Raw genomic sequence first — 24,055 nt, forward strand, 5'->3', positions numbered from 1 at the left:
TTACAAACCAGATGATTTTGGGCTTTGGTTTTCAGCACTATCACTAAAGTATCAGAAAGCTACAAACAAGTCAAACTTCTCTTTATGAATAATTATGAAAGAGTTTAGTAAAGTATTTGGCTATTTAGTCAAGCTCTACTTGCAGATACACTAGAATTGTAGATTTAATCACCACTACTATCTTTAAGCTTTTGATAACATCGTCTTGTGAATTCAACCTGCTAGGCTGGCTGACCACACCTTGTAGACTGGTGTAAGCGCAAGCGCACGCAATCATGCGAACACCATTGAAAGTAACGTATCAGTTTTGTTCGCGCAAGCCAGCGCAGAACTTGGAAGCGATAGCTGTAACATTAGTCACAGATGTATCGGATCTTCTCCAAACAGGCTGCGCGTGCACTGGCACAAAAGCCGTAGCGTTAGGCACCTGAGACTACCCGCAGGGTGAGTTGGATGATCCTCTTAATAGCGAGTACTCTTAACACGCGCAAAATTGATGCAACGACTGCTTGCCTTTCCTAACATACCAACAAATATTATTGATTTAGGGGGTGAAATCCTACTTGTGGGCAGGGACTTGGTGCAGCTTTGCAGGTACATTTACAAGAGAAATGGACTGCTTTGCTACTTTTTAAGTTTCCCAAAAGGCGAGCAAGAGACTTGAATTGGTTTACGTATTTTCGTTAAGCTGACAACCAAAGATCTAAAATATGGTTTCATTTGCTTACAAGACAATTTTGAATATGTTGTCATTAGTTATGAGTCATTCATCCTTAATATGGACAAAGGAGTCATGATAAAAAACTAAGACTTTGACAGCATCGGTTTGATCTATTTTCAACATACTATCCACGTAAGATAAGATACAAATGGCGAACAACGAAGAATCACGCGGTTTAAAATCTTTATTAGATTGGTTTGCAAATCGACGCAAGTCAGGATCTACCATCCTGGAACCCCAAGAACGCGAAATTGCCGATGGGCTGTGGCATAAATGTTCTAACTGTGGTGTGTTGACATATACCAAAGACTTGAGAGCAAACCAGATGGTTTGTGTTGAGTGTGGACATCATAATCGAGTTGATAGCGATGAGCGCATCCGTCAATTGATTGATATGAACAGTTGGAGATCGATAGATGAGCATTTGCGTCCTACCGATCCACTGCAGTTTCGCGATCGCAAACCTTATATTGATCGTCTGCGGGAAACCCAGGACAAACTGAACTTAGTAGACGCGGTTAAAACTGGTTTTGGCCAAATAAATGGTTTATCCGTTGGTCTTGGCGTTATGGACTTCCGGTTCATGGGAGGAAGTATGGGTTCTGTCGTCGGAGAAAAACTGACGCGCCTGATTGAACAAGCTACTCAACGACGATATCCTGTGGTTATTGTTTGTACCTCTGGTGGCGCTAGGATGCAAGAAGGAATGCTGTCGCTGATGCAGATGGCGAAAATCTCTGCAGCTTTGCAGCGTCATCAACAAGCGCGGCTACTGTACATTCCCGTTTTGACAAATCCTACCACAGGTGGTGTAACTGCTAGTTTTGCCATGTTGGGGGATATTATCATAGCAGAGCCAAAGGCTACTATTGGTTTTGCTGGGCGGCGAGTGATAGAGCAAACCTTACGGGAAAAACTTCCAGAGGAGTTTCAAACTGCGGAAGATTTACTCAAGCACGGCTTTGTCGATGAGATTGTTCCTCGTACTCAGCTAAAACAATCATTAGCACAGTTGATTGCCTTACACCAGCCACCTACACCAACGACAACTCATAATAATATGGTGGTTTGGGAGACAAGAACTTTGAGTTCTACCAGTGTTGAATAACCATCCCCTCTCAAATATTAGACTTGTTGCAAAAGTCGAAAATTTGTGATTTTGAATCACACCAATGACTTACGATATGTCTGCCACGAGTGGAACACAACGCCCCCCTTCAAAGGGTAGCCTCTGTGAACAAGGGCTTTGGGTTCTCCTCTTGGAAGATCGCCCTCCCTAGAAGAGATGAAAGGCTAGGGGAATAGTTCTTAGCCTCGCTCTTTTGATGCTTAGTAGAACTTGCGCACTTGTATTGGAAACTGGAGCACAATAGACACATCTTGGCACGGGAGTAGTTTGGCTGTACAGACAAAGCCTGCCGCAGCAGGGCGATTCAGCTTATCGCTGAAATATTTTTGCAAGAGGTCTATTCAAAAGTTAAAATATGCCCAAATAGCATATTCACAATTTTGGATTTCCCTATAGGGTGTGGGGATATTCTGATTTATGTGTTGTTCATTTTTCTTAAATAAATATAAAAATATAAAGTGCAATGAAAAAGTTGAATAACTAAAATTTTCTGTAATAGGTAGCTGCAAAAGACTTTAGTGAGATCGGTCACTTTTGGTGTATTGAAAAGTAGGAAAGCACCCTGTTTGCATATGAAATGCAAATGAATTATCAGGCAGTTAATTATGCTTACAACTTGCTGTTAGTTAACTAATCAGTGTCCTATCCCCTGGTGATTGAACATTTTCTGGCAAGCGATTTTTAAGATCGCCCTCTGTCAATGTAATTTGATGCAGTTTCAGGTTTTTAGCTCCTGTTAAGATTGCCCCTTCCAGTTTGACATGACTTAGGTTTGTCATGTTAAGGTTAGCTCCCATGAGGTTTGCCCCACAGAGATTTGCTTCATAGAGAATTGCCATTTGTAAGTTGCTTCCCATGAGATTTGCTCCACAGAGGTCAGTTTCTCTAAGGCTTGCTTCAGAAAGGTTGGCAAAAAACACTTCTGTGTGTTGTAGTTTGGCTGCATTGAGGTTTGCTTGTTGCAGATTTGCTCCATTAAGGTTTGCTTGTTGCAAATTGGCTCCAATCAAACCCGTTCCTTGCAAGTTGGCTTTACCCAACTTTGCTCCTTGCAAATTAGCTAAAAACAGCTTTGCCTCTTGTAAGTTAGCAGCTTTTAAATTAGACCATTGCAAATTGGCTTTATATAAATTGGCTCTTTGTAGATTAGCTCCACGCAAAGTTGCTCCTGTAAGATTTGCGCTACGTAAGTTTGCCCCATAAGCTTGAGCACAATTGAGGTTTGCCCCACAGAGGTTAGCATCAGTTAAATTTGTTGATTGCAAGTTGGCTTCATATAGAATTGACCCACAGAGTTTAGCACCATCCAAATTTGCCTCACACAAGTTAGCTCCTTGTAGATTGGCTTGACAGAGGTTAGCTCCTCGTAAGTCTGCTTGTTGCAAATTGGCTTTATGCAAGTCTGCTCCACTCATATCAGCATAGCGCAAATCAATTTTCTGATTTGGCTGGTCTTTTTGGGCATCACGCCTGGCGATGACACTCAAAGCTGCTTGAATATCTGTAGCAATTCTTGCTGTCTGTTGAATTTGCTCATTTTGGGGTTTTCCAGCAGCATTCTCTCGCACAAAAGCTGTGAGAATTTCCATGATTATCCAGTATTGTTGAGGAGAATCCTGAGCAATTCTTTCCAAGGCATAAATTGCACCCGTCCGTGTGGCAACACTTTGATGCCCAAGAGTCGTAATTGCAGCCATAAAGCGTTCTGTCATCAGCCTTTCTTCGGCTAGATGAACATTCTTTATTGCAATTTCATTGCTCTTTTGGGCTGCGATACGCTCTGCGTCAAGCCTTTGGCTTATCGCACTTTCTTGAAGAGCTTGCGCTCGTTTGGCTACCACATATGCATGAATCATCACTGCTAATCCTAAGAAAAAGGTAGCAGTCGTTGATAAAACTTGAGTTCTATTTTCGATTTTTTGTTGATTTGATAACTCTTCCATTTTGGAAGATGTTATGAAAAATACTATTGGTGATAATATAAACATTGCTGCTACTACTATCAACCAATTTCTGAGTACGTCTGTCTTTTTAGCAGACATAATGTTTGTGTCCCTCAAAACACAGAAATTTTAGGTAGATTACAGGAAAAAAGGTTATAGCATTTGTCTGGTAAATTTCAACATCTGACGAGATAATGGTAGATGTAGCAACTTGTTATTAAAAATCAATGGCAGCCTAAAGTGGTTCCATTTTTTTACAAAAAGTTGTCCGATGACTATCCCTGAAGTTGGTTTAAAATACTTATTATTAATTTAGTTTGATAAAGAATGCAACCCTCTCAAGAGAGATTTTTTGTATTCCTATTTTCATTTATTTTAATGTTTCTCCATACTCCATAGATGAAGTGAGAATTGCAAATCAGATCTTTAAGAATCAAGTAGTGATTCTTAATACTTTTGTCTAAGTATACGCTTTTGTATAGATATTTTACATTATAAAGATTGTATAAAGTTAGCAATTGTCTCTCATTTTTAAACTTGACTTTTTTGCCAAAAAAGGCAAAAAGACAAAGTATAGAGAAAGCTAGAGACTGATTTCGGAGTATTTTTTTTAGAGCTTAAGACTCAGAGTCGGTGCATGCTAAGTGAGGGTTATGTCTCGCTTGCTATGCTCAAATTAATGCATTCAAACTATGTCGTAGGAGTACGCACTTAACAAAGTTCAAATAACTAATGACTAGAGCGTAGCGATTTTACATAAACTCTATCGCAACGAGCTGTTCTCACACCATTTGCCTTCTGATACCCGTTGCTTTCATATAGTTTGACTGCTTCGGTCAAAACACTGGCAGTTTCTATCCAAATTTGGTCAAAACCACGATATGCGATCACCCCAAAGGGGTGGCTCCTAAAGGAGCATCGCTGTTTCTCATTGTTGTAGCAAATATTTTCCTAATCCTATACCCCTAACGCGAGGCAAAAGATACATTTTGCGGCGGATTTCTACAGCTTTTTCCCCTCGTTTTATAGGATAGTATCCCCCAGTACCTACAAGTTTATTTTGGTATTCAATAATTCAAAACTCTTCCCCAACTGCTAAGTAGCATTCTTCCACTTGCAGCACATCTCGATCTGCACGGTTCGCTTCCCAACCCAAACCATATTCTGATAATACAGACTGGATAACTTCACTAGCCCAGGTGCGATCCCTTTCCTCCCAGTCACGAATGAGAAAATCCTTGTAGTAATTTTTCATTTTCAATATCTGTTCTTGGTACTTTTAGCTGTGAATGCGAGGTTCTGAATGCAAATTTGCTAGCAATTGACTTTCAACAACCGCTAACTCATCCAACCGTTGTCTGACAATTTCACGGTCTAGGTAAGTATCTAAAAAACTCAGTACATTCCAGAGTGCTGTGCCTCAGATGCCATCAAGCTGTGATAAAATTTGGCTAAATCACATTCTGGGCAATGAGCCGCTAACAACCCAAGGCCTTCGTGACTACGAGCTTCAATTAAACCACTTACCAGCAGGGAATCTAAAAACCGTTCAGGTTCCTTGGGGCGAATTTCCGCCTTTAAACCAGCACCATAGGGAGGTGGTTGTAAGGGACGCAAAGGGATATTTCGACGTTCCAGCCATTGATTGACCAATTCAAAATGTTCTAGTTCTTCACGGGCAATTTTGGTTAACTCCCGCACCATTTTCGCATTGGAAGGGTAGCGAAATATCATGTTCAAAGCGACTCCTGCGGCTTTACGTTCGCACTGGGAGTGATCGAGGAGAATGGTGTCTAGGTTAGAGATTGCTTGTTCCACCCAAGCAAAACTTGTGGGTGTTTTGAGGGCGTTGATCGTTGGTAACTCAGATGAAAGCACGTTTAGGAACTACAAAATACTCTACATATTCAATATTAGGTACTAGCGATCGCCCCAACAAGCCAAGAATATCCAGTCGCAGAGGATTTAACGTCCAAACCTATTTTTCATAAAAAAGTCTTGCTAGACTTAACAGGACGTGCAACAATTTTATCTTAAGATTCCAAAAAAAACGGTTAATTGATATAATTGCCGTAGTATAAAGAATGAGATACGCAGTCCCTTGGCTGAAGATTATTATCAGCTTATATTTTTGTTAACAAACGTTAGCGAAAAAGTATCGGTTCAAAAAATATGGTTAACATCATAGCAATTGCTGGCAGTCCATCTCATCCTTCCAGAACCTACACCCTTCTGGAACACTCCACTAAAATTTTGCAGCAAGAGGGCTTCCAAACAGATATTATCTCTGTTCGTGATGTCCCTGCTGAAGTTCTAGCCTATGGACGTTACGATAGCCAGATCTAGAACAACCAAAAGCACTGATAGAAAAGGCAGATGGTATTATTATTGCCACTCCGATTTACAAGGCAGCTTATACGGGAGTTCTCAAAGCGTTTTTAGACTTGCTACCTCAAAGAGCGTTGTCAGGGAAAGTCGTGTTACCTATTGCCACTGGTGGGACTCTAGCTCATTTGTTGGCAATTGATTATGCCCTGAAACCTGTGTTGTCCGAGTTAAAAGCACGGTTCGTCTTGGGCGGTGTTTATGCAGTAGACAAACAACTGCAAATACAACAAGATGGCAGCCTTCAATTTGATGAGGAAATTGACCAAAGATTGAAGGAAGCTCTCAATGAGTTTGCAGAATCTGTGAAGAGTTTGCAACCCAATGTCAAAGAATTGGCTTCTGCAAATTAATTTATCACTGTTTTCCTACTACTGAGTAGTGAATCACACATCAAACCTGGTATAATGTAGAGACGTAGCATGCTACGTCTCTACATTACGCATTGCACGCAATTGAGAAGCGCTATATTAGCGGACGTTTTGGCAAGGACTATATCATGTCCTAATAATTTTTAGAGTTTGGCAGGATGGCATAGAGTTTGCTCAGCTTCTCTACATCGTGCTCAAACCAATTATGAATCCACTGGCAATAGTGGTGAATTGCTTGTGCGGGGCTAAGACCACCCAAAAGTTCAGCTGTTAATAAATGTCCTGCCATGATCCCAGACATGATTGCTTTGAGCACCCCATGACTGGATGCGGGATCAAGAACCATCGCCGCATCCCCAACCATGAAGTAACCAGAAGCCGCAGGTTGCGAAACAATGCGCCAAGTGACATCAGCCGCCTGCATTTTCTGATGAATCTTAAGTCCGTGGAATTCATCCGGAAGCCAGTCTTTTGGGATTTTCTGATCAACTAACGATAGGCGCGTCCACTGGTAAAGTTGAGGTTGCACTCTAGCAGTCCATGTCCAGCCACCAGAGTCCGCAATTATCGCTGGAGCATCATCCCGCACTGGACATTCTCCACAAGCATAACCGTAGTATACAATTCTACGCGGAGAATGATAGTTGATTTGCACTTGTAATTGTCGAGCTAACCAATGATGACTTCCTGTAGCATCAACCACTTTAGATGCTCTCAAAGTTCCAAGGCTTGTCTCAACACCAACCACTCTATCCCCATCCACAAGCAAACGCAAAGCTTGGCATGGCTGCAAAACCTCAACACCCGTAGCTCTTGCTCGATTAAGCAAAATAGTATCAAAATCGGCTCTCCAGGCTTGAAATCCCAGCCACGCGCCGGAATCGTCTTCTCCAAAGGGGACAAAATGCCTCTGGGCTTCCCACTGTACCCAGTTTCCAGTGTGGCGTAGGAAGCCAGCGTCTAGCACTGGCTCGATCATACCTAACTGCTTCAAAAGCGGCTCTACACCTGGGTGCAGAGTTTCACCGGGGTGAGAGCGTGGAAATTGCTCGCGCTCAATGAGGATAACTCGTAAACCCCTTTGAGCGCAGGCGATCGCAGCAGCAGATCCCGCAGGTCCGCTACCTATAATTAGCACATCAGAATTAGACACGTCTCCAAGCAGCATTGTTACGTTTCAACAAAATGTTGAGGGGTGTGACAAAAAGCGTTGCGGTTTCTTGAATTTCAACCAGTTGTTTGCGAAAATCATCTGGATTTGGCGATGAATTTCCAAAACGATACAGTTCAAACCGATAGATGATACCAGCAAGTCTAGTTGTTGTTTGAGTTTGTGCCTGTTGCAATTCTGAATCAGTTGGCTGCACTTGACGGAACGAAAATACACTCCATTGACTTCTTGCTTCAGGGATAACGCGGTAAACATTTGCCATCGCCAAAACTCTGGCTTCATATTCACGCACATCAACTTTACCTGTTAGCGACAACGAGAATTTCTTTTGCACAGAATTTTCTACATAATCTGCATGGGCAAAATCTGTATACTCAATAAAGTTTTTGCCGTTCCTTGTGACTCGACGCGGACCAGGGATACCGTCCCACGCGAGGTTACCAACCTGACCAATTTCTTCATCCGTGAGAGGGCTGACTGTGGGCCATGAGGGATTAGGCGCAAATGTCCGTGTCGCATCGGGAGCGACTGCGGGCCAAAATGTACTGAGTGCTGCACACAGTTTGGAATCTTCTGGAAAAGGACTGCCTAATCCATAAGCTGCTAAATGTTCTACTCCGTTAACTGTGTCAAAACTGATATCCCAACCAGGGGCAAACACCCCAGATGCTCCATCTGGAAGATAGGCATGTCGCATTGTTGGGGAGCCATCCAACGGCATTTGTTTTACCGAACCACTTAGGGGTAAACAGACAATTGCAGTTACGGTTTTATCTTCTGGACGGAAATTAGCATTCTTTAACTGAAGATTAGGAGCGAAGCGATTGTCTGATAGGGTTTCTGGGGGAACTCGCCAGAGATTCTGTCTAAGTGCGGTAGGTACCGACTGCTGAGTCCATTCCAATAGCTCTCGCTGATCGCAATTGGGAAAGAAATCCGGTGCTGTTACAAGCGAATAAGCAGGAACACGGCGCGGAATTGCTACTGCTAACTGTGGACAGACTGCTTCAATCGATCCATCACCTGTGAAGTCAACGTAGTGAAGGGCATTATAATCACCCTTTTGTACAACTTCTGTGACATTTGGGAGATTATTGAGATTTTCGATTTGACCATTGGAGAATTTGTGACGGGCGTGAACATATTCTGGAGCACGTCTTGCCCCTGTTGTTCTATCTGCAGAAATGCTTAAGCTGGAGGATAGAGTTTCGCTGTTTGGTGGAACTTTAAATGTGAGTGGTTTTCCTTGATAAGTCGCAGCTTCAACTAGATTCTTCTGAACGACTGGAACTAGAAGTCCATTACCAAATTCCGGCTTTGTTGTCAATTCAGCAATGCCATCTGAAAAAATGAATGGCGGATTACTAATGTCTGGTTCACCCCATCCTGTGTTTTTCAAAACTAAATGAACCCGCCGCAGTTTTTCATTGATATGGCGAGCATTAAGTGTCACCTGTAAATCTAAATTGCGAATACATTCTTTACCGTTGAACAGCTTGTGCAGAGGAACCCAGAAAAGTCTGCCATCATCTCCATTTTGAAAGCGCAATGGACCGAAGGTAGTTGAATTCCCTCTGCGTTGAACAGCAATATAGGCAGAATAGCGAGCTGGTAAAACGCGAAAAAGTTGTGAGTCTTCCTTAACGAAGGGTAAAAATCCACGAAGTTTTGTGTCATACAGTGCTTGGGCTGTTCCTACACGCGCCACACCAGTACGCGAAAAACACAAATCAGCATGCTTACGCTGAACAGTTTCAGATGCAGGACGATATTCATAAGCAAATACAACAATCGCTAAAAGTTGTCCCTGTGCCCGAACTCGCAAATCTTCCAACGAAGGGGGCTGCACGCCGTAAACATAATTTTCAATAACTTCAATTTCCCCTAGCGTCGGATATTCCCTCAGGTTTTCACTCACAACATTGGGTGAAGCAAAAGCATGAAACAGTAAACTCCGAGCCGGATTTCCTGATTCTATTCCCCTTTTTCCTTCAAAAGCAAAATCTTCAAATCCTTTAATAGTTCTGTTGATATTTGGCAGTTCCTTTGTTAATTCTTGCTTAAGATTAGCTGCTGTGATATCAACTCCATGAGCGAGAAGTAAGTCGCGCCAGCCAAGAGGAGCTAGGCGATCGCACACTTTTTTGACATCTTCAATTAAGGACATAACTGAAATAAACTCCTTGTTTTCAGATATAAGACGAGGACTTACGTCTTGACAAAATTTCAATTACTCAGTAATAGGTACCTGATTTGTGGAAGGAAAGTTAACCAAGGAAAACTTTGCTTTGACTTATTAAATGTAAACAAAATCAACTTATGCACTTTCGGATAGAAATAGGAAAAATGCCAGAAAAATTGCAAAGATAACTGATTCTTAGGGGTTTTAATGGTGAAGCTACAACTTTGATAGATAAATCATATTGGTAAGACAGTGAAATACCAATTCAACTTTATTCGCGATCACCTTTGGTGGCTCCCTGTGTCCGGAGGACACGCTACGCGAACGGAGCATCGCCTTGTTCGCCTAGAGGGTTTTCTAAAGAAAAACTCTCTCCCTAACTCGAAAATTTGGGGCAAACGCACGCGCCGCGTCGCTCATAAGATACCGTAGGATATATATCTTTGCGCGAGGTGAGATATGGCGATTCTACAATTGGAAGATGGGACACGATACACTGATTTGCAAGATATTTCCCGCGAACTAGCACCTCTAAATATTCAACTTAATCGCTGGGCTGTCGGAGAGAGTCAACAGCTGCGTGAACTGCTATCACAAGATAGCCTCAATGAAGATGAAAAACAACAAGTCTTAACATTTCTGGATGGATATTTCGAGCAACTGCAACAAACAGCAGGATATCAAACACGCGACTTAATTGTCCTACATCCAGGAATCCCGAACCTTGATACCATGCTGACAAAGTTTGACAAAATCCATACCCATTCAGAAAACGAAGTTCGTTACATCATTGATGGAGAAGCCATTTTTGGTTTTGTCCGACCTGATGATAGCCAAGTAGAACTCACAGTACACCCCGAAGAGTACATCAATGTGCCTGCGGGAACTGAACATTGGTTTTATTTAACTCCAGCGCGGCGAGTTAAAGCAGTACGTTATTTCACTGGAAGTGAGGGTTGGACTCCCGAATATACGGGTAGAGAAATTCATACTCGTCAGGTTGTGACTCAAGTATAGATGAGGAAACAATGAATAGCCCAAAGCTCATTGATCCTCGCCTTGAACTCATCTTAGCTGCCCGCCACTTCTACCAACAAGGATGGATGGTGGGGACTGCGGGAAATCTCTCAGTTCGTCTACCTGATGATAGCTTTTGGATTACAGCTAGTGGTCGGTCTAAAGGAGAATTAGAACTTGGTGATTTTGTACGTATCTATGCAGATGGTACGGTAGAGAAACCTTCGCCGGATGTGAAGCCTTCAGCTCAAACTGTCATTCACCAGGCTCTCTATACTCTATTCCCTGAAGCTAGAAGCTGCTATCATGTTCACTCAGTAGAAGCAAATTTGGTTTCTCGTTTTGTTCAAGGAGATACCTTGCCCCTACCACCGTTCGAGATGCTTAAAGGACTGGGAATCTGGCAAGAGAATCCTGATTGCGCTATGTCTATCTTTGCCAACCATTCACAGGTTTCCTGTATTGCAGATGAGATTAAAGAGCGTTTTACAACAATTCCTCCACAACTAAGCGCTTTACTTAACCGTGACCACGGTGTTACCATTTGGGCACCTTCTGCAAAAACTGCCCGTAATTACATTGAGTTAGTGGAATACATTTTCCGCTACATGGTTGCAGCCAGAGGTACGGGTTTTTGCCGTGCCGGCGAGGAGAGGGAATAGAAAAAGTAGGAAAAGAAAACAATTGACATTTGACCAATGACTCATCAAACTATTCGCGTTGTTGCCCGGATTATTGCTTTACCTGAAAAGGTGGAAACTGTGAAAGCTGTGCTGCTGGAGATTATTGAGCCAACTCGACAGGAAGCAGGCTCTATCAAGTATGAATTGCTACAAAATCAGTCTGACCCAACAGACTTCACTTTTGTAGAAGAATGGGCTTCTGATGATGCTCTTGATACACATTTAGCGACACCCCATCTTAACGAAGCAGGTGCTAAACTGGCGAGTTTGCTTGCTGCAGAACCTGATATCCGCCGCTATAGTGTATTGGCTTAGCCGACTACAAGGTGCGGAATGTGGGTTTGAAAGTTGGAAAAGATAATTCTTGACAAGTGACATCTCCTACACTAAGTGCAACCACTTCAGATTTATTTTTCTTCTTCTTACTCAATTCTCAACCTCTACTAGAGGTTTTTAAAAATTTAAAATATCTAACGATTCTTCTATTTCTAAATCTAAAATTTTTTCTCGTGTCTTTTTATGCTCTTCTAATTTACCTTCTTTCCGATAAAGGTCTGCTGCTTTTTGAAAATCATCAACAACTCCCTGCTTATCTCCTAAGTTATAACGAGCATGACCTCGATGGTAATATGCGTCAGCATCGTTGGGATTTCTCTTTATAATCTGGGTGTAATCCTCAATTGCTCCCTGATAATCTTCTAAGTGACAACGAGCCTGACCACGATTATAATATGCATCAATGTCATGAGCATTAATCTTAAGAACCTGTGTGTAATCTTCAATTGCTCCTTGATAATCTCCTAAATCAAAACGAGAATTACCACGATTTTTGTAACTGTTAATATCATTAGGTTTTAGTTCAATGGACTGGCTAAAAAGCTCAATAGCTTTCTTTGAATTTGCCAAATTTGAACTATTTGGATTAATCTTGATGGCTTGATTATAATCTTCAATTGCTGCCTGATAATCACCTAGTTCATAGCGAATATCAGCACGATTTCTGTAAGCTACTGCATCATTAGGATTCATTCTAATTGCTTGAGTATAATCCGCAATTGCTCCTTCGTAATCTCCTAGGTGATATCGAGCTAAGGCAATTTTCGTGTAAACTTTGCCGTAATAAGGATTAATTTGTATTGCTTGAGCGTAATCGGCAATTGCTCCCTCGTAATCTCTTAGATGATAACGAGCCAAACCACGTTTGTAATAAGTCTCAGCATCTTTAGAGTTCAGTTTTAAAGCTTGATTATAGTTATTAATTGCAGCGTTGTACTGTTCTTTCTCAAAGCATTCATCACCGAGTTTGACAGAAAGCAGATTTAAATCTTCATTATGGAAACGGGGATAATCATTTTGTTCAGGAGAAAAGCTGGTTTTGAGAGACTGTTGCTTGTGTAGCTGATAACTGGGTTGCTGTTGTTCAGGAGAAAAGTTTGTTTTAGTAAAGTGTTGCTTGTGTTGCTGATAGCTGGCTTCCTGCTTAGGGTTAGATTTTTCCAATTGAGATTTTTGGTTATGAGAGTTGACTGGTGTTAAGGATTCTAACTGTTGTAAATAGCACCGTAAACCACTTCCATACAGTAATTGTTCTATCCCAAATGAAATCTTTCCGGTCTTCAGCTTAATCATTTGAGTAGGAAGAAAACCAGCGAAGAAAAGGTGATATTCAGGTTGTGCCTCATTGACTTCCTCTTGAATGAATATGCAGACAACAACGGCATTTTTTTGGACTTCTTCTGAATTAATTGACCATCTGACTTTATTAAGACTGCCATGACGAGATTTAACTGCAATACCAACTGAGGGGTCAAAAGTCAGCGTAAAATCAACTTTGCCATCGCCAATGCCGAATCGTTTTTCATAATCTACTTCAGTCACGAAAGCAGCCAAACGTTCTTTGACAACTTCTTCACCTAATTTTCCTTTCAAATTACTGATAAAAACATCACGGACTGGTGAAGTGCGTTTATATTTCTCAGCCATCTGCCAGCAAAATTCTCGTAGTGCTTTTAACCTCTCGCCTGAGATGACTGTTAACTCGCTATATTGCCCTTCTGTTTCACAATGCAGCAGACAACCAGATGTTAACCTCTTGATGAAATCAGATTGTAGCGATCGCAGTAAGGTAATCCAGTCCATTTATAATTCTGCGAATCTTTTTGTTTATTGTATTAAAATAACAAATTAGCGAAAAGTTGTCTAAGTTGTATTTAATGCAACATAAACCCATAGAACCCCATTCCCAACCCCCTCCCCGCAAGCGAAGAGGGGGCTAATAATGTGGAGAGTAGTGTTGTCTGGTAAGTATTAATATCAAATGCTCCCGTGGAAACGTCAAGTAATGTCTAGCTTTGTCTAGATTTTCTGTAGCAGTAGGATATTACCTCACATCGTAACCAAACAAATTCGGATCCACTTCCCCTAACTGCAAATCACCTAAACCATACTCCGCCCAACGCCTCTCAACCATCGCTGCGACTTCTGGATCTGATTCCAAAGGTGCACCCCATTCATGTTCAGTTTCTGGGGGAATCTTTGTGGTTGCATCAATTCCCATTCTTCCGCCCAAACCAATTTTCTCGCTGGCAAAATCTAAACTGTCAAACGGTGTGTTTGGCAAAATAAACACATCTCGGGTGGGGTCAACTTTAGAACTTATCGCCCACACAACTTGACGCGGATCTCTGATATTAATATCTTTGTCTACCACAATCACAAACTTGGTGTAGGTGAACTGTGGCAAAGCACTCCAAAAAGCAAGAGCTGCCCGTCGCGCTTGTCCTGGATATGATTTATCTATAGATATAATTGCCGCTTTGTAACTCAAAGCTTCCATTGGTAAGAAGAAATCGACAATTTCTGAAACTTGTTGTCGCAAAATGGGGGTGTAGATGCGGTTGAGTGCGATCGCCATCATCGCTTCTTCTTTCGGTGGACGCCCGCTAAATGTGGTTAAATAAATTGGGTCTTTGCGGTGCGTCATGCAATGGAAGCGAATCAGGGGCGAATCTTCCACGCCGCCATAATAACCCATGTGGTCGCCAAAGGGACCATCTGGCAAAATCTCCCCTGGTGTAATTGTCCCTTCTAGAACAAATTCTGAATCTGCTGGGACTTCCAAATCTACTGTTTTACATTTTGCCAACTGTACGCCTGAACCGCCGTAAAGTCCAGCAAACAACCATTCTGATAAGTCTACAGGTATCGGTGTGGCAGCTGCCATGATAATGAGGGGATCTACACCGAGGGCGATCGCCACTTCTAATTTCTTCCCACGTTCTGCTGCTTTGCGTAAATGCCTCGCCCCACCCCGCACCGACAACCAATGAACAGTCATCGTATTTTTTGATTGTAGTTGCAGGCGATACACACCCACATTCGGTGTCCCTGTTTCACAGTCCCTGGTAATCACAAGTCCCAGAGTAATAATTTTGCCCGCATCACCAGGATAAGGGCGTATCAAAGGTAACTTGTTAAAATCTAACTCGTCACCTTGAATGACCACCTGCTGACAAGCAGGGAAAAAATCCCGTCCTGGTTTCGCCTTTAAGACATCGAACAGCACCTTGCCAAACTCTACCGCCTGAGAAATCTTCTTGGGTGGTTTCGGTTGTTGCAGCATTGCCAACTTTTTCCCTAATTCCTCCAACTCCTGTGGATGCTGCATATTCATCGCCCAGCATATCCGTTCCACTGTCCCCAACAAGTTTACCGCCACTGGGAAGGAAGCGCCTTTGACGTTTTCAAATAGAAGTCCTGGACCACCTTTTTGCAGCATCCGGTTAGAAATTTCAGCAATTTCTAAATCTGGGTCAACTATGGCTGAAATTCGCCGTAATTGTCCTCTTTCTTCCAGAATTTTGATAAATCCCCGTAAATCTCTTGCCATCGTTCCAAAAAATTAATATTTAAGAAGTGTGAGGCGCTCTTCTAATATTATGAGTTATGTGTCAAAAGGAAAATTGTGCAAGTAGTCATCCCCACCGATATTTTCCCATCGCCCCTTGAATGGGGTTAGAGTTTCCATTGATTCAGTTTTGGACTCTGGACGCCCCGCATGACTTCACGACCTCATCTCCTTTCAAGGACAATAACTTGCCTTAACTACCTATTAACAAAAATAATGAATTCGGATATTCTAACCAAGATATGCATTAATTTTTACCAAGAAACGTTTACCTGATGAAAATATGACTCAAGCATACGACATCTTCCTAGCAGGCGGTCTTGTTATGTGGGCTTTGTTGGGTTTATTTACAGTAACTTCAGTATGCATATTGGAACGTAGTTGGTTTTGGTTGAGGCTAATCGTTCAAGAAAAAAAAGTCGTGCGTGAGGTTTTGACAACAGCAAAAGTAGATTTAGAAAAAGCAGAAGAAATTGCAGAAAATGCTCAAGTTTTAGCCATTGGTCGCTTTTTAGTGGAACCACTAAGACTAAAAAAGCCCTCTCCTGAGACATTTCATTTGGCAATAAAAGCCGCTTGTGATAGAGAATTCGTGGAAATGCGCAAGGGCGGTATGCTCCTGAAAAGTGTGGTAGCGATCGCCCCTTTGCTAGGTATATTAGGTACAGCTGAGGGTTTAGTCACCACTTTCACTAACCTTAAAACTAATTCTTTCAATATTACTGATTTATCTACAGTGACGCTTGGTCTTACTCAAGCACTATTTAGCTCTACAACCGCAATAGCTGTAGCAGTTTTTGCTTTTATCTTTTTCCGACTTTTTCTATGTTTGCAAGCGCGGCAAATGGGCTTTTTTTCTCAAGTTGGCAACGATCTAGAGCTTATTTACTTGCAATACTGGTATGAACCTTCTACTCAAACAAACACTCAAACTAATAATTAATTGATATTAGTTATTAGTTTGAATTTTTTTTGATCACAAGGTCAAAATATTTTCTAAATCATATTTAAAAAATATATATTTCAAGAGATATTTTATATCTAAAAAAATATATTTTAATATTGATGAAGATAGTCATCATATTTGATTTGTAAAAATCAGCATGTTAAGATTCTCGACTTAGCCAAAGTTGTCGGGAATCTTATCTTGTTGTTCACGAATAATTTAGAACTACTATAGAATTCCTATTTAATTTTTGCTCAGCTAGGTACAGTTTATGTTCAAAAATAAAATAAGAATTCTATAGATTAATCATCTGTGTCTCTAATCCCTTTTAAACAGATGTTAAGAAACATTTAATTTTTTGTTAAAATAAACTTAACCTCCGATTAACTCTGAACATAGTAGGTTATTTGCGGAAGAGTTAATCAACAAAAATTTTCTTATTAAGAACGAGGCAAGATGACATTTTCAACTACCGTTTTGAATCGTGTAGTGAGTGCTTCAGCTATCATGGCTGCTGTTACTTTGGGACCGATTTTTACAGCGATCGCCCAAGCAGAAACCATCAATGGCGCGGGAGCAACTTTTCCAGCTCCGCTCTACGAACGTTACGCTCGTGAAGTCAAAAAGAAGTATCCAGACTTAGGAGTTAACTATCAAGCCGTTGGTAGCGGCGCTGGTGTGAATCAAGTTATTGCCGGTACTGTTGACTTTGGTGCTAGCGATTCTGCGATGACCGATGCGGAAATAGCTAAAGTGAAGAATGGTGTCATCCTCGTACCGACTGCAGGCGGTGCTGTTGCAATTGCTCACAATCTTCCAATAGATAATCTCAAATTGTCCCGCAAAACATTGCCAGCAATTTTTTCTGGTCAAATTACTAAATGGGACGACCCTCAAATCAAAGCTGATAATCCCGGTGTCAATCTACCAAGTCAGCCGATTAAAGTTGTTGTTCGCGCTGATAGTAGTGGTACCTCTTTCATTTTTACGAACCATTTGAATTCCATAAGTCCTTATTTTAAGGGACGAATTGGTGTCAGCAAATCTCCAAATTGGACTATTCCAAATGTCACTAAGGCAAAAGGCAATCCAGGAGTAGCCTCTTCAGTAACTCGCACTCCAGGTGCTATTGGTTATGTTGAGTATGAATATGCATTGAAAAATAAGCTCAAAGTAGCACAGGTACAGAACAAGCAAGGACAGTTTGTAGCTCCTTCTTTACAGACTGCGAACGAAGCTTTATCAACTGTAAATTTTCCAGACAATTTCCGGGTTTTTGTTGATGATCCAGCACAAGGTTATCCTATCGTTGGTCTAACTTGGCTGTTAGTTTATAAGAGTTATCCCAATGCTGCGAAAGGAACTGCTGTGAAGAACTTTTTGAATTGGGTGCTAACAGATGGTCAACAAATTAATGATGACCTGAACTACTCTCGCATTCCAGCTCCTGTGGCTCAAAAGGTCATACAAACGGTCAACAGCATCAAATAATCTGTCATCTCACACTTTTTGCTCTACCAGGGTGGGCTATTTGCCCACCATTAGGTCATGAAAATAATTTAGTTTCCCGATTAGTAATGGCAAATTCTTTTGAACCAGCTAATAGCAATCAACCTAGTTTGATTGATGAAAGTATAGACATAACAGCCAGCAGTGGAAAAAATTTTTGGATAGACCAAGGATTTACATGGCTAGTTTATGTGTTTGCTGCTCTAACGGTGATAGTCCTATTTTGGATGAGTTTGATAATTTTCCAAAAAGCTCTACCAGCTATTGAAAAGTTTGGACTGGGGTTCTTGTGGAATCAACAATGGGATACAGGTAATTTAGTTTTTGGTGCCTTGCCATATATTTACGGCACTTTGGTCAGTAGCGCGATCGCCATGTTGTTTGCCGTACCAGTAGGGATAGCGGTAGCTTTAGTCACGAGTGAAAATTTTATTCCTCCTTCAGCACGCACCACCATAGCTTTTATCGTTGAGCTGATCGCTGCTATTCCTAGCGTCATTATCGGTTTGTGGGGTGTTTTTGTTTTTATTCCAGCTCTTGTACCTTTACAAACTTGGCTATCCAGCTTCTTTGGGTGGATACCACTATTTCATACACCAGGTCCTGCTGGGTTTAATATATTGACTGCTGGCATAATTCTTGCGATTATGATTTTGCCTACGATGGCAGCAATTAGTCGTGAAGTCTTGTTAGTTGTTCCCAAAGAGTTACGAAGCGGCTCAATGGCTCTTGGTTCTACCCGTTGGGAAACCATTTTTCGAGTCATACTACCTGCTGGATTTTCTGGAATTGTAGGTGCAGCAATGCTTGCTCTTGGGCGAGCTTTGGGAGAAACAATGGCTGTCACTATGGTGATTGGTAACTCGGCTCAGATTAGTCCGTCACTACTCGATCCAGCTTACTCAATTCCTTCTGTGTTAGCCAATGAATTTGCTGAAGCTCAAGATCCATTGCACATTGGTGCTTTAACATATTTGGGCTTGATTCTGTTTGCTGTGACTTTAGTTGTAAATATTCTTGCTTTGGTGATTGTACAGTTTGTTGGTGGCAAGGGGAAATAGAAAGCTAATTTTTAAGACACTAGGGACATATATTAATAGTGGAAAACACTGATAAAATGTCCTATGTAGTCTATTTCCAAAGGTAGACGCCAAAGTTACCAAATCATTTGAAGATGTAAATGCGTAAGGGATATGACCAGTCATCAAGAGTTTAATACAGATAAATCTGTGGCAGCAGAAATATGTAGTCCTTTATCACCTGTAAGGATGATATTTGACTATGGAATGACTGTAGTAGCATTTTTTCTCTCAGCTTTAGCCCTGATTCCTTTGCTGTCATTATTGTGGGAAATTATCGGGCGGGGTATAACAAGCATCAAACCATCTATGTTTGTGACATCAGTTATAAACGATGGATTTGCGAATGCGATTGTTGGTACTCTGGAAATGGTAATCATTGCTGCACTGTTTAGTATTCCCACTGGAGTCATGACAGGCATATTTCTCTCAGAAATTGGTAAAGGAAATCGCATTGGTCGTGCTGTTCGCTTTGTTGCATCTATCCTTACTGGAGTCCCTTCAATAGTTGTCGGTGTTTTTGCTTATGCTGTTATTGTATTGATAACTAAGCAATTTAGTGCGATCGCAGGTGGTTTTGCATTAGCTGTTCTCATGCTCCCCGTTATCGTATTGACAACAGAAGAAGCTCTAAAACTTATTCCCACTTCCGTACGTCTTGGATCAGCCGCTTTAGGAGGGACTCGCTTTCAGACGACTTTTCGGGTTGTTGTCGCCGCAGCAATTCCTGCAATTACTACAGGCGTTTTGTTAGCCGTAGCCCGTGCTGCTGGTGAAACCGCACCCTTAATTTTTACTGCTTTGTTCAGTTTAGATTGGTCAAGCGATTTATTCGGTCCAACAGCTTCGTTATCGGTGTTAATTTTCAACTTATACAACGATCCCTCGCCAGAAAAAACAGCATTAGTCTGGACTGCTTCTCTTGTTTTAGTCGGGATAATTATGTTAATCAGTATTCTCTCTCGTGTTTTCACAAGGAAGAGAAACGTTTAATCACAACTGAAGTTATGTTGTGAATTATTGTTGTAGTACATAACACAATATGAGCAAGTTAAACCCAGCCATCAAAGTCAAGAACCTCAGCTTCTACTACGGCACTTCCAAAGCACTGGAAGGCGTAACAATGGATGTCTACGAGAACCAAGTCACCGCAATTATTGGTCCTAGTGGTTGTGGTAAATCTACATTCATTAAATGCCTAAATCGCATTAGTGAACTAGAAGGACCAGTAAAAGTAGATGGCAGCGTAGAATTTTATGGTCAAAATATCTACAGTTCTCGTGTTAACTTAAATCGGCTACGCCGCCAAATAGGTATGGTGTTCCAAAAGCCAAACCTTTTTCCCATAAGCATTTACGATAATATCGTTTACGGTATAAGAATTGCTGGATGGCGTCCCAGAGCAGAATTAGATGAAATTGTCGAATATGCTTTGCGAGGTGCTGCTATTTGGGATGAAGTCAAAAATAAACTGAATAAATCAGCTTTAGGGCTTTCTGGTGGTCAACAACAGCGTTTATGTATTGCCCGTGCTTTAGCTGTTAAACCAAAAATTCTTTTAATGGATGAGCCTTGTTCGGCTCTTGACCCCATTGCAACAATGAAAATTGAAGAACTCATCCACAGTTTACGCGAGGAACTGACAATTGCAATTGTGACCCATAATATGCAGCAAGCCGCTCGCGTTTCTGATTTTACCGCTTTCTTCAGCACTGATGAAAGTCGAATTGGTCAAATGGTTGAATTTGGACAAACAAATCAAATCTTCAGCAACGCCCTCGATTCTCGCACCCGCGATTACACTTCTGGACGTTTCGGATAAAGAGTTTAACCAAATTCAACAAATTGATTAGTTTGTGTCAAATAAGCTAGAATAAGCGTTTATTTACGCTCATCTACTTATATCTTCAAGAAATTTAACAAGCTTATCACTTTAATATTATTTTTGTTCCCAGATGATAAGCTAGCTCCTCACTTTTAAATACCTGTGATATTGAGATTCCCACAACTTTAAGTCACGTTTCAACGTGAAACTGTGAAATTATTGCTACCTCTGTAAAGTTTTTATTTGAGTGACACTTCTACACTTTCTTGCCGGGTAGGTGTAGACTTCTCAGTCATTCAGACGAATGAGTATAACTTCTATATTTCGGTAAAAAGAATATTTTTAATCAAAGCATTTCTTATTCTTAACCTATATGTGAGAACTTCGATGGAGATGTACAGAATGTAAATTTTTTGCTTTGTGTACATCTTGCTCTTGACAGATGTCTGTCGCTTGTATCCCATAAGCATTTATGGAAAAAAGAGAGGAAATCTGGATTTTTGTGCTGTAAATATAGCGGTTCTCATTTGAATCACATACACCATCACGAAGAATGTGAAAGTGCATGCAGTTTCACTAAACATATGTATTGCATGCAACACCGTAAGCGCTATAAATACCCAATTCCAGGTACATAGTATATCTACCGCTTAAGAAATGTAAGTTGCGACAAACTAGGGAAAAACTATGGCAAACGTAACACTCAAAGGATTTGCTTCACTACCAGCAGATACATTTGCTGAGGGTCGTTCCTCTGGAAACTTTATTACAGGCAATACTAATGGCAGAACAGTACCCTTTCTAACACAACCTGTTCAAGGCTTTAGTGCTGTGCAGTTTGCTGACGCAAACACTTTCTGGTTCCTCCCGGACAATGGTTTTGGGGCAAAGAACAATAGTGCTGATTTTCAGTTGCGAATCTACCGCCTTAACCCCAGTTTTCAAGGTACAGAAGGGGGTAATGGTCGTGTTGAGGTTCTCAACTTTATTCAACTATCTGACCCAAATAACCAAGTTCCATTCAAAATCGTTAACGAAGGTACCACAGACCGTCTGCTGACAGGTGCAGATTTTGACACAGAATCTTTCGTCTTAGGTTCTGATAAAAGTATCTGGATTGGGGATGAATTTGGACCATACCTACTACACGTTGATAAGACAGGTCAATTATTAGAAGCTCCCATTTCTACCCCCAATTACTACAAACTTAACACCCTAAATGGTCAACCTCCCATTGTGATTGGTCACCGAGGAGTCGCTGGTGAGCGTCCAGAGCATACTTTAGAGTCATATAAAGTAGCGATTGAGCGAGGGGCTGACTTTATTGAGCCAGACCTAGTTTCGACCAAGGATGGAGTGTTAATTGCTCGTCATGAAGTAAATATTACAGAAACTACTGACGTGGGAACTCACCCAGAGTTTGCCGATCGCTACACTACTAAGACCATTGACGGTGTGACCGAAAAAGGGTGGTTTGCCGATGACTTCACCCTTGAAGAAATCAAGACTTTGCGAGCAAAGGAACGTCTTTCCTTCCGGGATCAATCCTATAACGGTCTATTTGAAATTCCCACCTTTCAAGAAATCATTGATTTGGTCAAGCAGGTAGAAGCCGAAACAGGTCAAAAAATCGGTATCTACCCAGAAACCAAGCACCCCACTTATCACGATTCTGTCGGCTTGTCCTTAGAAGAACCACTGGTTGAAACTCTGAAAAAAAATGATTTCACTGACCCAACTCGGGTATTTATTCAGTCTTTTGAGGTCAGCAACCTCAAAGAACTCAACCAGAAGATAGATGTACCGCTGATCCAATTATTGGATGCAGAAGATGTTAGCTTGGACGGTACACTGATTGAGAAGCAACCCTACGATTTTGTCGTCAGTGGTGATCCTCGCACTTATGGTGACTTACGCACTGCCGAGGGTTTGAAAGAAATTGCCACATACGCGGATGGGATTGGCCCTTGGAAGCGGATGATTGTCTCGGTTAAGGGTGTTGATGCTGATGGTGATGGCAAAGCAGATGATGTCAATGGAGATGGTGCAGTCAACGACGCAGACAAAACCACATTGCCTCCAACAACGCTAGTAAAAGATGCTCATGCTGCAGGTTTGCTGGTGCATCCATACACCTTCCGTAATGAAAGTCAATATCTGGCAGCAGATTATAACAAAAACCCAGAACTGGAGTTCCAGCAGTTTATCAAGTTAGGGGTCGATGGCTACTTCACTGATTTCGCTGGTACCGGAGACAAAGTCCGCGACCAAATTACTGGTGAGTTTGTGCGATCGCCCGATAACCCCGATGTTCTAGCAGGTCTTGCCTACTCTAACCTTGCCAGTTCCAAGGGCTTTGAAGGCTTAGCAATTAATCCAGATAAAACTAAACTGTATCCTCTGCTAGAAGGATCAGTTCTCGGTGATCCCAATGATGCCTTACGAATTTATAAATTTGATGTTGCAAGCAAACAGTATGAAGGTCTAGTTGGGTACTATCGTCTTGAAAACTCCAGTTATGCGATTGGTGACTTCACTGTTGTCAACGATAATGAATACTTAGTGATTGAGCGTGATAACGGACAAGCAGACACCGCTAAATTCAAGAAAATTTTCAAGGTAGACTTTTCAGAAAAAGATGCCAATGGATACGTCGCAAAAGAAGAAGTCGCGGATCTACTCAACATTCAAGATCCAAATGACTTAAATCAAGATGGCAGCACAAAATTCACCTTCCCCTTCCAAACCATCGAAAATGTGCTGGTGATTGATAAAAACACTATCTTAGTTGCCAATGACAACAACTATCCTTTTTCTGTGGGACGACCACCTGCGATCGACAATGACGAAATCATCCTCCTAGGGTTAGAAAAACCTCTTAGCCTTGACCCACGTGTCGGTCTTGCCGGACTTGACAACAACACGTCAATTAGCCAAGGTCATGACTTGCTAGGAACTCAGAATTGGGCACAGCTGACTAATGTGAATATTATTTAGTCAAAATCTGTAACATAAGCTTCACGACTTCCACTTTCGTTTGCCCTCACCTTAACTGTGGGGGCAATTTTTTATAAACTGTTTTTCTACCACGAAGTAAAACTAAAGCAGATAATAAAGTTACTGTCAATAGTTAGATACTTAAACTGGAAAGACTATTATTAAGATATCTTGATAAAATCTGAAGAGT

16 protein-coding genes and 3 pseudogenes are annotated in these 24,055 nt (G+C 41.4%); 12 read left to right on the forward strand and 7 right to left on the reverse strand.

Annotation, left to right across the window (positions count from 1 at the left end; genetic code table 11):
• The first annotated feature begins 869 nt into the window (after nt 1-869).
• Complete coding sequence (accD, locus tag DP116_RS11465) at nt 870-1,829, forward strand: acetyl-CoA carboxylase, carboxyltransferase subunit beta (protein WP_169155310.1); 960 nt, start codon at nt 870-872, stop codon at nt 1,827-1,829.
• A 647-nt stretch (nt 1,830-2,476) separates the two neighbouring features.
• Here the strand turns inward: accD and DP116_RS11470 are convergent.
• From DP116_RS11470 to DP116_RS11480, 3 genes and pseudogenes are all read right to left on the reverse strand, one after another.
• Nucleotides 2,477-3,892 (reverse strand): pentapeptide repeat-containing protein, encoded by a 1,416-nt coding sequence (locus DP116_RS11470; protein WP_169155311.1) that lies wholly within the window; start codon nt 3,890-3,892, stop codon nt 2,477-2,479.
• Nucleotides 3,893-4,522: 630 nt separating this feature from the next.
• Nucleotides 4,523-5,048, reverse strand: a pseudogene (locus tag DP116_RS11475) (GNAT family N-acetyltransferase).
• Between the two features lie 24 nt (nt 5,049-5,072).
• Nucleotides 5,073-5,671, reverse strand: a pseudogene (locus tag DP116_RS11480) (MiaE family protein).
• 294 nt (nt 5,672-5,965) lie between these two features.
• Between DP116_RS11480 and DP116_RS30175 the strand changes: the two are divergent.
• Together DP116_RS30175 and DP116_RS30180 are read left to right on the forward strand one after the other, a co-directional pair.
• Complete coding sequence (locus DP116_RS30175) at nt 5,966-6,139, forward strand: NAD(P)H-dependent oxidoreductase (protein ID WP_339381438.1); 174 nt, start codon at nt 5,966-5,968, stop codon at nt 6,137-6,139.
• A gap of 53 nt (nt 6,140-6,192) precedes the next feature.
• The gene (locus DP116_RS30180; RefSeq protein WP_339381440.1) at nt 6,193-6,531 is read left to right on the forward strand and encodes an NAD(P)H-dependent oxidoreductase; all 339 of its coding nucleotides are present in this window, start codon (nt 6,193-6,195) and stop codon (nt 6,529-6,531) included.
• Between the two features lie 151 nt (nt 6,532-6,682).
• Here the strand turns inward: DP116_RS30180 and DP116_RS11490 are convergent, their stop codons facing one another.
• On the reverse strand, nt 6,683-7,702 hold the full coding sequence (locus DP116_RS11490) for an NAD(P)/FAD-dependent oxidoreductase (RefSeq protein ID WP_339381439.1): 1,020 nt from the start codon (nt 7,700-7,702) through the stop codon (nt 6,683-6,685).
• Entirely contained in the window at nt 7,695-9,887 is a 2,193-nt protein-coding gene (locus DP116_RS11495; protein WP_169155313.1) for a hypothetical protein, read from the reverse strand. Before DP116_RS11495 ends, DP116_RS11490 begins: the two co-directional genes overlap by 8 nt.
• 474 nt (nt 9,888-10,361) lie before the next feature.
• Between DP116_RS11495 and DP116_RS11500 the strand changes: the two genes are divergently transcribed.
• The 3 genes from DP116_RS11500 to DP116_RS11510 are packed head-to-tail and all read left to right on the forward strand — an operon-like array spanning nt 10,362 to nt 11,917.
• Nucleotides 10,362-10,919 carry a 1,2-dihydroxy-3-keto-5-methylthiopentene dioxygenase gene (locus DP116_RS11500; protein ID WP_169155314.1) on the forward strand — a complete coding sequence of 186 codons (558 nt, stop codon included), beginning with the start codon at nt 10,362-10,364 and terminating at the stop codon, nt 10,917-10,919.
• 11 nt (nt 10,920-10,930) lie between these two features.
• Nucleotides 10,931-11,581, forward strand: a complete 651-nt coding sequence (mtnB, locus tag DP116_RS11505) for a methylthioribulose 1-phosphate dehydratase (RefSeq protein WP_169155315.1) — start codon at nt 10,931-10,933, stop codon at nt 11,579-11,581.
• 36 nt (nt 11,582-11,617) lie between these two features.
• Nucleotides 11,618-11,917, forward strand: coding sequence for a putative quinol monooxygenase (locus DP116_RS11510; protein ID WP_169155316.1), 300 nt, complete (start codon nt 11,618-11,620; stop codon nt 11,915-11,917).
• Between the two features lie 138 nt (nt 11,918-12,055).
• Here DP116_RS11510 and DP116_RS11515 read toward each other — a convergent pair whose 3' ends face one another.
• Nucleotides 12,056-13,741 (reverse strand): tetratricopeptide repeat protein, encoded by a 1,686-nt coding sequence (locus DP116_RS11515; protein WP_169155317.1) that lies wholly within the window; start codon nt 13,739-13,741, stop codon nt 12,056-12,058.
• A 241-nt stretch (nt 13,742-13,982) separates the two neighbouring features.
• Nucleotides 13,983-15,491 carry a UbiD family decarboxylase gene (locus DP116_RS11520; RefSeq protein ID WP_169155318.1) on the reverse strand — a complete coding sequence of 503 codons (1,509 nt, stop codon included), beginning with the start codon at nt 15,489-15,491 and terminating at the stop codon, nt 13,983-13,985.
• Between the two features lie 301 nt (nt 15,492-15,792).
• Here DP116_RS11520 and DP116_RS11525 point away from each other — a divergent pair, with 301 nt between their 5' ends.
• From DP116_RS11525 to DP116_RS11550, 6 genes and pseudogenes are all read left to right on the forward strand, one after another.
• Entirely contained in the window at nt 15,793-16,452 is a 660-nt protein-coding gene (locus DP116_RS11525; RefSeq protein ID WP_169155319.1) for a MotA/TolQ/ExbB proton channel family protein, read from the forward strand.
• A gap of 459 nt (nt 16,453-16,911) precedes the next feature.
• Nucleotides 16,912-17,946, forward strand: a complete 1,035-nt coding sequence (pstS, locus tag DP116_RS11530; RefSeq protein WP_169155320.1) for a phosphate ABC transporter substrate-binding protein PstS — start codon at nt 16,912-16,914, stop codon at nt 17,944-17,946.
• Nucleotides 17,947-18,032: 86 nt separating this feature from the next.
• The gene (gene pstC, locus DP116_RS11535) at nt 18,033-19,025 is read left to right on the forward strand and encodes a phosphate ABC transporter permease subunit PstC (protein WP_169155321.1); all 993 of its coding nucleotides are present in this window, start codon (nt 18,033-18,035) and stop codon (nt 19,023-19,025) included.
• A gap of 132 nt (nt 19,026-19,157) precedes the next feature.
• Nucleotides 19,158-20,036 (forward strand): phosphate ABC transporter permease PstA, encoded by an 879-nt coding sequence (gene pstA, locus DP116_RS11540; RefSeq protein ID WP_169155322.1) that lies wholly within the window; start codon nt 19,158-19,160, stop codon nt 20,034-20,036.
• A 49-nt stretch (nt 20,037-20,085) separates the two neighbouring features.
• Nucleotides 20,086-20,865, forward strand: a complete 780-nt coding sequence (gene pstB / locus DP116_RS11545; protein ID WP_169155323.1) for a phosphate ABC transporter ATP-binding protein PstB — start codon at nt 20,086-20,088, stop codon at nt 20,863-20,865.
• Nucleotides 20,866-21,555: 690 nt separating this feature from the next.
• Nucleotides 21,556-23,865 (forward strand): annotated as a pseudogene (locus DP116_RS11550) (esterase-like activity of phytase family protein); the annotation flags it as partial.
• Nucleotides 23,866-24,055: the final 190 nt, after the last annotated feature.

The sequence above is a fragment of the Brasilonema bromeliae SPC951 genome, assembly GCF_012912135.1.
Taxonomy (GTDB): Bacteria; Cyanobacteriota; Cyanobacteriia; order Cyanobacteriales; family Nostocaceae; genus Brasilonema; species Brasilonema bromeliae.